Source organism: Trabulsiella odontotermitis, from assembly GCF_001297775.1.
In the GTDB taxonomy this organism is placed as follows: Bacteria; Pseudomonadota; Gammaproteobacteria; order Enterobacterales; family Enterobacteriaceae; genus Trabulsiella; species Trabulsiella odontotermitis.
Map to the genome: position 1 here is coordinate 322,680 of NZ_LIFX01000005.1, position 13,653 is coordinate 336,332.

The window sequence follows — 13,653 nt, forward strand, 5'->3', positions numbered from 1 at the left end:
TGTGTTCAGAATACCGACACCCCGCATTTTTGCCGGGTTGAAATCATTGCTCAGGCCCGCAATGCCCCGGCTGACGGTGTCCGCCGCCTGGTTATTGGCACTGGCATGGATTTTTCTACTGGTATGGATTTGGTGGAAGGGCCCAGCGTGGACGCTGTATGGCGAGTCATGGCTTAAGCCGCTGACGAATCGCTGGCTTGCGACAGCGGTATGGGGGCTGATTGTGCTGGTGTGGCTCACGGTAAGAGTCATGAAGCGACTGCAACAGATAGAAAAGCAGCAGAAGGAACAGCGTCAGGAAATTCAGGATCCGCTGTTCCAGGAGATTAACTATCAACAACGTTATCTGGATCGCTGGCTGCTGCGTTTTCAACGCCATCTTGATAGCCGACATTATCTGTGGCAACTGCCGTGGTATATGGTTATCGGCCCGCGGCAGAGTGGTAAAACCACGCTGGTAAGGGAAGGGTTCCCGTCCGATATTCTCTATACCCCGGAGAGTTCACGCGGTGTAGAACAACGAGTGACTGTTACGCCGCATGTTGGCAAACAGGCTGTCATCTTTGATATTGACGGTGCGCTAATCGCGAGCGGAGATGATGATCTGTTACACCGTCGATTGCGGGAACACTGGCTGGGCTGGTTGTCGCAGAAACGAGCACGTCAGCCGCTCAACGGCGTTATTCTGACACTCGACCTCCCGGATTTGCTCACGGCGAATAAAACCCGGCGTGAGCAGCTTTTACAATTGCTTCGCAGTCGTTTCCAGGAGGTTCGCCAACAACTTCATTGTCGGTTGCCCGTCTACCTCGTGCTGACAAAACTGGATTTGCTGTCGGGGTTTTCCGCGCTATTTCATTCACTGGAGAAAAAAGATCGCGATACCGTTCTTGGCGTGACGTTTACCCGGAATGCCCATGAAAAAGATGAGTGGCGAACAGAACTGAATGTATTCTGGCAGGAATGGGGGCAGCGAATGAACCATGCTCTGGCGGATCGCATGCTTGCGCAGAGTAGTGCAGCACCGCGCAGTTCTCTGTTCAGTTTCTCACGCCAAATGCAGGGGGCAGGCACTCAGCTGACAACGCTCATTGACGGTTTACTCGATGGTGAAGGTAACGATGTCATGCTGCGTGGTGTTTATCTCACTTCTTCGGCGCAGCGCGGACAGGTGGATGATATCTTTATGCAGTCTGCTGCCCGGCAATATGGCCTTGGCAGCCGTTCCCTTACGGCCTGGCCGCTGGTGGAAAGCTCGCCATATTTTACACGCATGCTGTTTCCTCAGGTATTGCTGGCAGAGCCTAATCTTGCGGGTGAAAACAGCGTCTGGCTAGCTGAGTCCCGCCGCCGTCTCTCCTGGTTCTCGGCCGCTGGTGGTGTAGTGATGCTGTCGCTAATTGGTGGCTGGCATCATTACTACAACAGTAACTATGACGCGGGTGTCACTGTGCTCAGGCAGGCAAAATCTTTTATGGCAATCCCGCCGCCACAGGGCAAGGACGAGAATGGCGACCTGCAGCTTCCACTGTTAAATCCGTTACGCGATGCGACGCTTGCTTATGGTGACTGGGGTGATCATAACCGGTTAGCGGATATGGGGCTGTATCAGGGAACGCGCATTGGTCCCTATGTTGAACAGACGTATCTGCAACTGCTGGCGCAGCGTTATATGCCCGCCGTTCTGAATGGTCTGATGAATGATCTGAATAACGCTCCACCAGAAAGTGAAGAGAAGCTTGCCGTATTGCGCGTTATTCGCATGCTGGAGGACAAAAGCGGGCGTAATAACGCCGTGGTGAAACAGTACATGGCGAAGCGCTGGAGCGAAAAATTTCATGGGCAGCGTGATGTTCAGGTGCAACTTATGTCGCATCTGGACTATGCGCTTAATCGTACGGACTGGCATGCACAGCGACTGGTGGGGGATGGCGATGCGATCAGCCGCTGGGCGCCTTATGAGAAGCCGGTTGTTGCAGCTCAGAAAGAACTGAGCAAGCTGCCGGTCTATCAGCGGGTTTATCAAAGTCTGAAAACCCGCGCTCAGGGTGTGTTACCCGCCGATCTTAACCTTCGGGATCAGACTGGCGCCGCGTTCGATCGGATTTTTGTCGCCGGGGATGACGAAAAACTTATCATCCCGCAATTTCTTACCCGCTACGGTCTGCAAAATTACTTTGTGAAACAGCGGGATGAGCTTATTGAACTCACGGCAATGGATTCATGGGTGCTCAATCTGACACGCAGCGTCAGTTATAGCGACGCAGACAGAGAGGAGATCCAACGGCAACTGACAGAACAGTATTTGAGTGATTACACCGCCACCTGGCGAGCCGGTATGGATAACCTGAATGTCCGTGACTATGAGTCTGTCGCAGAGATGACCGGCGCGCTGGAGCAAATCATTAGCGGTGATCAGCCTTTCCAGCGGGTACTGGTGACGCTTCGTGACAATACGCAACCAACCAGACTTTCGGAGAAACTCGATGAAAAAGCCAGAGACGCATTACTGGCAGAGCCGGATTACCGCCTGCTGACTCGCCTCGGGCAGGAGTTTTCGGCAGAAAATAGTACGTTGGCAGAGCAGAAGGAAAAAACCAGTACTTTACAGGCTGTCTATCAGCAACTGACAGAACTGCACCGGTATCTACTGGCAATCCAAAATGCGCCGGTACCAGGGAAATCAGCGTTAAAAGCCGTGCAGTTGCGGTTGGATCAAAACAGCAGCGATCCGATTTTTGCAACCCGGCAACTGGCTAAAAACCTGCCCGCTCCGCTAAACCGATGGGTTGGTAAACTGGCAGATCAAGCCTGGCACGTTGTGATGGTGGAAGCCGTTCATTATATGGAACTGGACTGGCGTGACAATGTAGTCGAAACCTTTAATACCCAACTGGCTGATAAGTATCCTTTTAATCCACAAGCCAAAGAAGATGCCTCGCTTGATGCGTTTGAACGGTTCTTTAAGCCGGATGGTGTTCTGGATACGTTTTATCAGCAGAACCTGAAGCTGTTTATTGAAAACGATCTGAGCCGGGATGACGACGATAACGTGATTATTCGTGAAGATATCCTCAGCCAGCTAGATGCAGCGCAGAAAATTCGTGACATTTTCTTTAGTCGCCAGAATGGATTAGGCGCGCAATTCGCAGTTGAAACGGTGTCGTTGTCGGGTAACAAGCGACGCAGCGTACTTAACCTTGATGGTCAACTGGTGGATTATGCGCAAGGGCGTAATTATACCGCGCATCTGGTCTGGCCGAATAATATGCGTGAAGGAAACGAGAGTAAGTTGACACTGATAAGTGCCGGTAATAGCAACTCACCCCGCAGCATCGCTTTTAGCGGCCCATGGGCACAGTTCAGATTGCTTGGCGCGGGGCAGTTAACGGGCGTACAGGAGGGAACATTTACGGTTCGCTTTAATATCGATGGCGGCTACATGGTTTACCGTGTACATACGGATACAGAAGACAATCCATTTACCGGAGGGTTATTCAGCCAGTTCCATCTCCCGGATACGTTGTACTGAACAAAAAAATCTGCGCCGGAAGAGCAATCCGGTGCGGTTCTTATTTTATATTAATTATTTGTGATAATGAGGAATTGTCATGGCGAATATTATTTATCTGACACTTAATGGTCAAATGCAGGGGTTAATTTCTGCAGGTTGCTCCTCTGTGGATTCAATTGGTAATAAAGCGCAACTTAGTCATCGTGATCAAATCATGGTACTGGCACTTACCCATGGATTAACTCGCCAGCAAAATGTGAATCATCAAACGTTGAGACTGGTTAAACCGGTTGACAAATCATCCCCATTACTGGGGAAGGCAATTAATGAAAACGAGGTATTAAGCTGCGATTTTAGTTTTTATCGAACAAATCGGACCGGCCTGAATGAATGTTATTATAAGCTTAAATTAACAAATGCCAGAATCTCCAGTATTCAACTACACAATCCTCATACTATCCATGACAGTGAGGGGCAGCCGGAAGAATCAATAGATCTAACTTATGAATCCATTAGCTGGGAGCATTGTATTGCGGGTACAAGTGCTTATAGCCTGTGGAGTGAACGTATATTCTAAATGCTGTATCCAAAAGAAATACTGAAATGAAGGGGTATTAAGACCGGCTCCATTTTGTAAAGTCGTCAGTAATGTATGAACAATTTGGGTATCACTTCAGAAAATAAACGCTTTCAATCCTTCAATAGTCTGTTGAGTAAAGAAAAAATGAATATATCTGCCGATACTCAGACAATTAGTACTGGTCGTGATCCTCGCGATTTGCCGGAATTTAGTGCTATTCGCGAGGAGATCAACAAAGCCAGTCATCCCGCGCAACCGGAAATGAACTGGAAACTTGTCGAATCCCTGGCGCTGAGCATATTTAAATCTAATGGAGTGGATTTACATACGGCTGCCTGGTACACGCTGGCACGGACCCGTACGCAGGGTCTGGCAGGGTTTTGTGAAGGTGTAGAACTGATGGCGGCGATGATAAGCCATGAATGGGAGAAGTTCTGGCCACAAGGCGGCGCGGCGCGAACAGAAATGCTCGACTGGTTTAACACCCGCACCGGTAATATCCTGCGCCAACAACTGTCCTTTTCCGACGCTGATCTTCCCCTGATGTATCGTGTAGAACGGGCACTGCAGGTGATTTGCGATAAGCTTCAGCAAGTGGAACTAAAGCGCGTCCCGCGCGTGGAAAATCTGCTTTACTTTATTCAGAACACACGAAAACGCTACGAGCCACAGCCGAAAGCGACCGTGACAGATAAAACGGAAATGCCGACTGTACGCACGTTGATCTACAAGCCGGAAAGCGTAGAAACTGATTCGGTGATTTCTTTGCCAGAACTTCCGGAAATGAAAGTTACTGTGCATCGCGGCGTGATGGAGGCCACTTCTGAGACACATCCTGTCGGCCTCCTGAAAGGTTTTTTGGCCGGGGTGATCTGTTCCGTGGCCGTCGCTACTGCTCTCTGGTGGTGGTGGGTCTATCCCATACAGCAACAGAACAGTCGGGTGCGGGATACCATATCAGGAATGACAGCCATCTGGCTGGCGTCGCCGACGCTTTCTGACTATGACGCACTACTCAGAAAACAGCTCAATGCTTCCCCTTTACAGCAACTGGATACAGGCAAGCAAATGACACGTGTGGCTGATAGTCATTGGCCGGAAAGCCTGCAGCAACAACAAGCCACTAACACGTGGAATGAGGCGCTGAAAACTCGAGCGACAGGTAGCCCGTCGCTACATGGCTGGCAGCAAACGCGGACCGATTTGCGGGCATTCGCCGAATTGTTGCTGCAACGGGAGCAGAATAAAGAAGGTCTCACGCTCTCGCATATTAAAACCGTGATCTATCAGGCCGAGAGGATGCTGAATCAGGAGGCCCCTCTGGAGTATCTGCTGACGCAATACGAAGAACGTCGTTCTCATGGTGAAAATACAGATCTACTGGAAAAGCAAATTAACGAACGACTGGATGGTGTAATAAGCCGCTGGTGGCTACTCACAAACGAGCCAACAGCGGCAGCAGAATAGTTATTCGTAGCGGCTGACAAGATCCTTTACAACAGCCGCATACGTTTTTTGTTTCAACTGGGCGATTTGTTGTTCCTGTAACTCTGGCGTGGCTCCGGTCGGCGACAGTACACTATATTCATAATTGACGGGCGACCAGCTCGCCCATTCACCCGTTGCGACATCCACCAGCGCGAAGCGTACCAGATAGCGGAGCAGGGTAGTGTCTGTGAGTTTTTCATTTTTGTAGCCTGCCCATACAGTGTTTTTGCTGACGGTATCGTATTTCCCCGTCTGAAGTTCATCCCAGTAAACAATTACCGCTTTTTGCCGACCTTTTGCCGCAATATAACGTAAGGCCTGCATATAATTCATATTTTCACTTTCAGCTGTATCTGCGTTTTTATTACAGGAGAGTGATTTCTGCAGATCCGGGATGCCTGAGAAGGTCGAAATTAAATAATATTTACTCATTTCCTGCTGCATCATCATTTCTGGCGCGCGACTGCCCGATTGCACCAGTATGACGGAAGCATTCATCGGAATATGGAATTTTTCTCCATCCAGCGCGTCCTGAATATCTTCTTCCGAAACGGCCAGGGTGGCTTCACTTCCGAAAACGTCTCTGTCTGTTAGTTGCACGGTGGCAGCCTTGCTGATGCGATTTTCCGTGCGGGGCGCTCCCGTTTTTTTTGCATCAATAGGGGAATATGAACAGCCTGAGAGAAAGGCGACTGCACATAAGAAGAGCGTTAATCGAGAATGCATACTTTATGATCCTTCAATAGTATTTTGTAATTTGACGCATGTTTTGCGCAATTATATACCGCTGATATTCTGTCGGGAACATAACTTTTATATTTATTGGAGTGATGTTATTTGATTAAATATAAATGGAATGGATTTATTGAATAATAATGTTGAGTCAGGAAAAACACTCTGAGATTTAAAAGCAAAAACCCGCCAGAGGCGGGTTCTTTAAAGAAGTGGTGCCCGGACTCGGAATCGAACCAAGGACACGGGGATTTTCAATCCCCTGCTCTACCGACTGAGCTATCCGGGCAACGGGGCGCATTAAACCTGATTCGCTCCGCTTCGTCAATGAAATTTGCGATTTTCATTGCAGACTGCACAATCTATCACCACTTTCGCCGGTTTGCACGGAGGCTCAGGCAAAAAAGGCCGTCCAGGCGGCGGAAAGCGGCATTGCCAGCACCAGCGCAGGCAGCATATTTACCACCGCGAACATCTTGATTCCGCAGATGCGCAAGCCGGTCGCCACCAGGAGCAGGCCACCCACGGAGGTGAAATCCGCCATCATCATTGGCGTGGTCATCGGCAGGATCATTGATGCGCAAACCGCCAGCGACAGCTGAATCGCCAGCATCGGTACACTGATCGCTGCGACAGCGATACCCAACGTACAGGCGAAGATCGTGGCAGTGAAGAAATCAAGAAATGACTTCGCAATCAGAATGCTGGGGTCGCCGGTCATTCCTTCGCGCATGGCGCCGAAAATCCCGGTACCGCTGGCGCAGAAGAGAATAATGATGGCGACATAACTCTGGATAAACGTTTCATGAGTGCCGCTGCGTTTCCCGCCAGATTTCATCATCAGCTGCTGCATTTTGCCCACAGCGGTGTTGATGCCTTTTTCGAGATAGCAAAACTCGCCAATCAGCGCGCCCACCAGCGTTGCGAGCACCATCACGGGTAAATTTGCACATTTAACGACCAGCAGAATACCAATGCCCAGCGATGCAAGGCCAAAAATAGACGTCATGGAAACGCGAATACGTTCCGGCAGGCGCTGACTCAGTACAGCGCCCAGCACGCCGCCCAGAAGGACGGCACCCGCATTAATAAAAGGACCAATAACCAAAAGTAACTCCTGCTAATTACTCGCAATAACTGCATGATTATTGAATGAATATCCCGGAGAATGGGGAACCATTCACAGCGGATTTGCATAATCAATGCATCTTGCACGCACACAGGAAAGGTGCCATGATTGCGCGAATTTCCTCCTTTCCTGAGATGGGGCCGACAGTGATGACCACTTCATTACGAATTTGCCAGCACCCATGCGCGCGCCAGCGTAGGTTATCCCATACTTCCGCACCGCTTTCTATGATCACCATGCGGTGAAGCTAACGAAGTACCACCGTTAATTAATCCTTTTTCATTCCCCCGAACCGGGTCTATTTGCTTATGAAATCAATGAAAATAGCTGCCAGCCATACGCTGGTCTCCCGACTCTCCACGCACCGGGAGGTGGTGGCACTGGACAATACCGATTTCACCGATGTGGCAGCCGTCGTGGTTAGCGAGGCGGACAGCCGCAGCGGTATTCTGGCGTTACTCAAACGCAGCGGCTTTCAACTGCCGGTATTTTTGCTGAGTGAGGAAGGGACGGTTGTGCCCGCGGGCGTCAGTGGCGTGTTACAGGGAAGAGATCAGCAGTGGCTGGAGCTGGAAGCTGCGGCTGTCAGCTATGAAGAAAACCTGCTGCCGCCGTTTTTCGACACCCTGAAACAGTACGTTGAAATGGGTAACAGTACCTTTGCCTGTCCGGGGCATCAGCATGGCGCGTTTTTCAAAAAACATCCCGCCGGGCGTCAGTTTTATGATTTCTTCGGCGAGAACATCTTTCGCGCCGATATGTGCAATGCCGACGTCAAACTCGGCGATTTGCTGATCCACGAAGGTGCGGCAAAGCACGCGCAGAAATACGCAGCGAAAGTCTTTAATGCCGACAAGACCTGGTTCGTGCTGAACGGCACTTCGGCGGCCAACAAAGTGGTCACTAACGCGCTGCTGACACGCGGCGATCTGGTGTTGTTCGACCGCAACAACCACAAATCGAATCACCATGGCGCGCTGATCCAGGCCGGTGCGACGCCTGTCTATCTCGAAGCGGCGCGCAATCCGTTCGGTTTTATTGGCGGCATTGATGAGCACTGTTTTGATGATGCGTATCTGCGTGAACTCATTAACGAGGTCGCGCCAGAGAAAGCCGGTGAAGCCCGGCCATTCCGCCTGGCGGTGATCCAGCTCGGTACGTACGATGGCACCGTTTATAACGCCCGCCAGGTGGTCGACAAAATTGGTCATCTCTGCGACTACATTCTGTTTGACTCTGCATGGGTGGGTTACGAGCAATTCATCCCGATGATGGCTGACTGTTCGCCGCTGTTGCTGGATCTTAACGAAAATGATCCAGGGATTTTCGTTACGCAATCGGTGCATAAACAGCAGGCGGGATTCTCGCAAACCTCGCAGATCCACAAAAAAGATAACCATATCCGCGGTCAGGCGCGGTTCTGTCCTTATAAGCGGTTGAATAATGCTTACATGTTGCACGCCTCAACCAGTCCGTTTTACCCGTTGTTTGCCGCGCTGGATGTCAACGCGAAGATCCATGAAGGGGAGAGCGGGCGTCGGTTGTGGGCGGAATGTGTCGAGATGGGGATCGAAGCACGCAAGGCGATCGTCGCTAACTGCAAGATGATCAAACCGTTTATACCGCCAGTCGTCGCCGGTCGGCCATGGCAGGATCACCCCACGGAAACCATCGCCCGGGAGCGTCGTTTCTTCAGTTTCGGCCCCGGTGAGCGCTGGCATGGTTTTGAAGGTTACGCCCAGGATCAGTATTTTGTTGATCCCTGCAAGTTACTACTGACGACGCCCGGCATTGACGCGGAAACCGGCGAATATACCGGGTTTGGCATCCCGGCGACCATTCTTGCCAATTACCTGCGTGAAAACGGCATTGTGCCGGAAAAGTGCGATCTGAACTCGATCCTCTTCCTGCTGACGCCTGCCGAAAGCCCGGAAAAGCTGGCGCAACTGGTCGCCATGCTGGCACAGTTTGAGCAACACATCGAAGACGACACACCATTGTCAGTGGTGCTGCCGACCATCTATCACAAATATCCGGTGCGTTATCGCGATTACACTCTTCGCCAGCTGTGTCAGGAGATGCACGATCTCTACGTCAGCTTTGCCGTGAAGGATCTGCAAAAAGCGATGTTCCGCAAAGCCAGTTTGCCAGCGGTGGTGATGAACCCGCAGGACGCCAACCGCGAGTTCATTCGCGGCAATGTTGAGCTGGTGCGTCTGAGCGAAGCAGAAGGGCGAATTGCCGCCGAAGGCGCGTTGCCGTATCCGCCAGGTGTACTTTGCGTGGTTCCCGGTGAAATCTGGGGCGGGGCGGTGTTGCGTTATTTTCTGGCGCTGGAAGAGGGTGTCAACCTGCTGCCAGGCTTCTCACCGGAACTGCAGGGCGTCTATAGCGAAAAAGACGCTGATGGCATCAAGCGGCTGTATGGTTACGTACTGAAAGCGGCTGACGCCTGATATGTATTCCCCTCTCCGGCGCGGAGAGGGGACATCGTGTTAACCGCTATTTCCGGCGATAACCTTTCTGCGCGGTATTCACTTTGTACAGGTAGCGACGGGATTCCGCCGACGGGTGGCGGGTCGTCAGCGTCTGGTAGACATCACCCGGCGCCATGCTGTTAATAATGCTCGCGGCACGAATTTTATCGTCAGAGAAGACACGCAGCACGCTGCCTGCGCCGCCATTATAGGCGGTGATCACCGCATAGCGGCGCGACGTCGGGTTGTCGATTCCGGAAAGATAGACGTTATTCAGCATCGCCAGATACGCAGTGCCGGTATCAATGTTGCTTGCCGGATCAAACAGATAGCTGCGGCTCGGCGTGCCTGATTTCCCCTGCGCACGGAACACATCTTTCCCCGCACTGTGCTGAACTACCTGCATCAGGCCCAGTGCATCAGAACGACTGACCGCATAGGGGTTAAAGGAGGATTCAGTCTGCATAATCGCCAGAATCAGCGACTCATCAATGCCGTATTTACGCGCCGACTGACGCACCATGCCGATATATTTATGCGCACGCTTATCCAGGTGGTTTGGCACAAGGTTAATGGTGATGCTGTAGATCACATGCAGGCCATTGCTGCGGCTCTTCATGCGGTTTTGCAGCAGCCAGTCAGCAAAGCGCGCGGCGCGCCACTCCCAGCGGATCGCCTCGCCATTGTTATCCACGACCTGTCCGTACAGGAACGGCTCTTTCGAAATCTGGATATCGTCGGTATCGGAATAGAGGTCGATCGATCCCGGATCGTCGCCCATCAGCAAGGTTTTGATGATCGTCTGACGCAGGCGCGCGGCAGGTTCGGTACCGGCAATGGTTTCGACAGTGATGGTACCCGCATCAAAGTTGATGTGGCTGCGGGTCTGATACTGGTCGGTATACTTCACGTAGTCCTTGGGGCCTGCCACCAGAACTTCGTTGTATCCCCAGATATTTTCAATGTTATGGGCAAACTGCCCCATCAGAATGTCAAATCCGTTGGTGTCCTTGACCCAGGCTTCGTTATAAGAATCGCCTTTCTTCGAGCCGGAACACGACACAAGCAACGGCGCAATCAGGGCTAGCGCTAAAAGTTTTTTCATCATTCCGGGAGTGCGTGTTGTTGGGTTTAAAGCCCCGCGGGGCTTCTTATTTTTCCGGTGGCGTATAGCCTTCGATATGCACCTCTTTGCCCTCAAACAGGAAGTTGACCATCTCCTGTTCAAGCAGCTTGCGGTGCTCCGGGTTCATCATGTTGAGCTTTTTCTCGTTGATGAGCATGGTCTGCTTATGCTGCCACTGAGCCCAGGCTTCTTTGGAGATCTCGTTGTAGATCCGTTTGCCGATCTCGCCCGGATAAAGCTGAAAGTCCTGACCTTCAGCGTCACGCTGCAGGAAAGTACAAAAAATGGTTCTGCTCATGATAAATCCTCTTCTTTCGGCCAGGGGACTACACCAGTGCCCCGGCGCGTAACTGCTGTAACAGGCGCTCCACGGGTGCCGCCAGCCCGACGGACGGCGGCAGGGCTAAGTTATACCAGAGAGCGCTGCCTTCATCCATGCACGCGGCGATGGAGTGCACGTCAAGCCACATCGGCACAATATCCAGATGGAAGTGACTGAATGTATGGCGGAACGCATTACGTTGCGTAAGATTATCTGATTTTATGCGCCGCTGCGCCAGCCACTCGCGAAGCGCGGTTTCGCTCTCAAACTGCGGGAAACAGAACAGGCCGCCCCATAACCCAACCGGCGGGCGCTGCTGGAGAAACACCTCGTTGTCGTGCTGCATGATCAGGAAATAACCGGTGCGTTCCGGCAACGTCTGTTTCGGCTTTTTACCCGGATACTGCGCCCAGCTGTTGTTGGCATGCGCGACGCAAATCGTATTTACCGGACACAGCTCGCACTTTGGTTTTGAGCGGGTGCAGACCATCGCACCGAGATCCATCATCGCCTGGTTAAAGCGCTCAACGCCGCTGGCGGGTGTGACCTGCTCGCTGATTTCCCACAGGCGATTTTCCACCCCTTTCTTCCCCGGCCAGCCACTGACGGCGTAGCAGCGCGCCAGCACGCGTTTTACGTTGCCGTCGAGGATCGGAAAGTGTTTGCCGAGCGAGAGCGACAGAATAGCGCCCGCCGTTGAACGCCCGACGCCCGGCAGCGCGGCAACCTCTTCAAATGTTTCCGGAAATTTACCGTTATGCAGCGTGGCGACCTGCTGCGCGGCTTTATGCAGATTGCGCGCGCGGGCGTAGTAGCCGAGCCCGGTCCACAGGTGCAGCACTTCATCTAACGGCGCATTGGCCAGATCGGTAACGGTCGGGAATCGCGCCATAAAGCGCTCAAAGTAAGGGATAACCGTTGTCACCTGCGTTTGTTGCAGCATGACCTCAGACAGCCAGACTTTGTAAGGCGTTTTTTCAATTTGCCAGGGCAGGGTTTTACGCCCGTATTTGTCGTACCAGTCCAGCACCTGGGCTGAAAATTGAGAGGCTTGCATGGTTATCGATTCGCATTATCAGGGAGGCAAATTCCAGCACAGCGCTCCGGCGGTGTAAACAGGATCTTTCCCATGCTTGCATACTCTCCCTAACTTTGGATAATGCCCGTTTCCCGAACATTCTCACAAGCAGACATAATTTTTATGAATAACGACGTCATCTCACCGGAATTTGATGAAAACGGTCGCCCGCTGCGCCGTATTCGTAGCTTCGTCCGCCGCCAGGGGCGCCTGACGAAAGGGCAACAGCATGCGCTGGATAACTACTGGCCGGTGATGGGCGTCGAATTTAGCGAACAGCCGGTCGATTTCGATACCCTGTTTGGTCGCTGCGCGCCGGTCACGCTGGAGATCGGTTTTGGCATGGGCGCGTCGCTGGTCGCGATGGCGAAAGCGAAGCCGGAACAGAATTTTCTCGGCATTGAAGTGCATTCGCCGGGCGTGGGCGCCTGTCTCAGCTCCGCCCATGAAGAAGGCGTTGAGAACCTGCGTGTGATGTGTCACGACGCGGTGGAAGTGCTGCATAAAATGATTCCTGACAATTCTCTGAACATGGTACAGCTCTTTTTCCCTGACCCGTGGCACAAAGCACGTCATAATAAACGCCGTATCGTTCAGGGGCCGTTTGCTGAACTGGTCAAAAGTAAGCTGAAGCTCGGCGGGGTATTCCATATGGCGACCGACTGGCAGCCTTATGCGGAGCATATGCTGGAAGTGATGTCCTCGCTTGATGGCTACAAAAACCTGTCAGCAAGCAATGACTATGTACCGCGCCCGGAATCACGTCCGGTGACCAAATTTGAACAACGTGGCCATCGTCTTGGTCACGGCGTATGGGACTTAATGTTCGAGAGGGTGAAATAATGGCAAAGAACCGTAGCCGTCGTCTGCGTAAGAAAATGCATATCGACGAATTCCAGGAATTAGGCTTTTCGATTGCGTGGCGTTTTCCGGAAGGCACCAGCGAAGACGTGATCGATAAAACCGTCGATGACTTCATCAACGACGTGATTGAGCCGAACAAACTGGCGTTTGACGGTAGCGGCTACCTGGCCTGGGAAGGGCTTATCTGCATGCAGGAAATCGGTAAATGCACCGAAGAGCATCAGGCCATCGTCCGCAAATGGCTGGAAGACCGCAAATTCGAAGATGTACGCATCAGCGAACTTTTCGACGTCTGGTGGGACTAAGTTAACGAAAGGGCCGGCAAATGCCGGCCCGTTTTGTC

General features: G+C 52.1%; 11 protein-coding genes and 1 tRNA gene. 6 read left to right on the forward strand and 6 right to left on the reverse strand.

What is annotated here, in order from left to right; genetic code table 11:
• Position 1: 1 nt before the first annotated feature.
• From tssM to AOY23_RS08885, 3 genes are all read left to right on the forward strand, one after another.
• Complete coding sequence (gene tssM / locus AOY23_RS08880; RefSeq protein WP_054178826.1) at positions 2–3,532, forward strand: type VI secretion system membrane subunit TssM; 3,531 nt, start codon at positions 2–4, stop codon at positions 3,530–3,532.
• A gap of 79 nt (positions 3,533–3,611) precedes the next feature.
• A complete protein-coding gene (locus AOY23_RS21685) occupies positions 3,612–4,091 on the forward strand; it encodes an Hcp family type VI secretion system effector (RefSeq protein WP_072170961.1) in 480 nt (159 codons plus the stop codon).
• Between the two features lie 147 nt (positions 4,092–4,238).
• On the forward strand, positions 4,239–5,561 hold the full coding sequence (locus tag AOY23_RS08885; RefSeq protein WP_054179080.1) for a VasL domain-containing protein: 1,323 nt from the start codon (positions 4,239–4,241) through the stop codon (positions 5,559–5,561).
• On the opposite strand, the gene AOY23_RS08890 is transcribed toward AOY23_RS08885, so the two are convergent.
• The 3 genes from AOY23_RS08890 to AOY23_RS08900 all read right to left on the reverse strand — a co-directional run bounded on the left by AOY23_RS08890 (position 5,562) and on the right by AOY23_RS08900 (position 7,422).
• The gene (locus tag AOY23_RS08890; protein ID WP_054178825.1) at positions 5,562–6,308 is read right to left on the reverse strand and encodes a lipoprotein YafT; all 747 of its coding nucleotides are present in this window, start codon (positions 6,306–6,308) and stop codon (positions 5,562–5,564) included.
• Between the two features lie 219 nt (positions 6,309–6,527).
• Positions 6,528–6,603, reverse strand: a tRNA-Phe gene (locus AOY23_RS08895).
• A 105-nt stretch (positions 6,604–6,708) separates the two neighbouring features.
• Complete coding sequence (locus AOY23_RS08900; protein ID WP_054178824.1) at positions 6,709–7,422, reverse strand: DUF554 domain-containing protein; 714 nt, start codon at positions 7,420–7,422, stop codon at positions 6,709–6,711.
• 329 nt (positions 7,423–7,751) lie between these two features.
• On the opposite strand from AOY23_RS08900, the gene AOY23_RS08905 reads away from it, so the two are divergent.
• Positions 7,752–9,899, forward strand: a complete 2,148-nt coding sequence (locus AOY23_RS08905) for an ornithine decarboxylase (protein ID WP_054178823.1) — start codon at positions 7,752–7,754, stop codon at positions 9,897–9,899.
• A gap of 46 nt (positions 9,900–9,945) precedes the next feature.
• Here AOY23_RS08905 and mltC read toward each other — a convergent pair whose 3' ends face one another.
• The 3 genes from mltC to mutY are packed head-to-tail and all read right to left on the reverse strand — an operon-like array spanning position 9,946 to position 12,431.
• Complete coding sequence (gene mltC / locus AOY23_RS08910; RefSeq protein ID WP_152958487.1) at positions 9,946–11,025, reverse strand: membrane-bound lytic murein transglycosylase MltC; 1,080 nt, start codon at positions 11,023–11,025, stop codon at positions 9,946–9,948.
• Positions 11,026–11,071: 46 nt separating this feature from the next.
• Entirely contained in the window at positions 11,072–11,344 is a 273-nt protein-coding gene (locus AOY23_RS08915; protein WP_038158211.1) for an oxidative damage protection protein, read from the reverse strand.
• Positions 11,345–11,372: 28 nt separating this feature from the next.
• Positions 11,373–12,431: an A/G-specific adenine glycosylase gene (gene mutY / locus AOY23_RS08920; RefSeq protein WP_054178821.1), complete on the reverse strand. Its 1,059-nt coding sequence runs from the start codon at positions 12,429–12,431 to the stop codon at positions 11,373–11,375.
• Between the two features lie 138 nt (positions 12,432–12,569).
• Here mutY and trmB point away from each other — a divergent pair, with 138 nt between their 5' ends.
• Together trmB and AOY23_RS08930 are read left to right on the forward strand one after the other, a co-directional pair.
• The gene (gene trmB / locus AOY23_RS08925) at positions 12,570–13,289 is read left to right on the forward strand and encodes a tRNA (guanosine(46)-N7)-methyltransferase TrmB (RefSeq protein WP_054178820.1); all 720 of its coding nucleotides are present in this window, start codon (positions 12,570–12,572) and stop codon (positions 13,287–13,289) included.
• Positions 13,289–13,615 carry a YggL family protein gene (locus AOY23_RS08930; protein WP_038158200.1) on the forward strand — a complete coding sequence of 109 codons (327 nt, stop codon included), beginning with the start codon at positions 13,289–13,291 and terminating at the stop codon, positions 13,613–13,615. The genes trmB and AOY23_RS08930 overlap by 1 nt, the downstream gene beginning before the upstream one ends.
• The last annotated feature ends 38 nt before the right edge of the window (positions 13,616–13,653 follow it).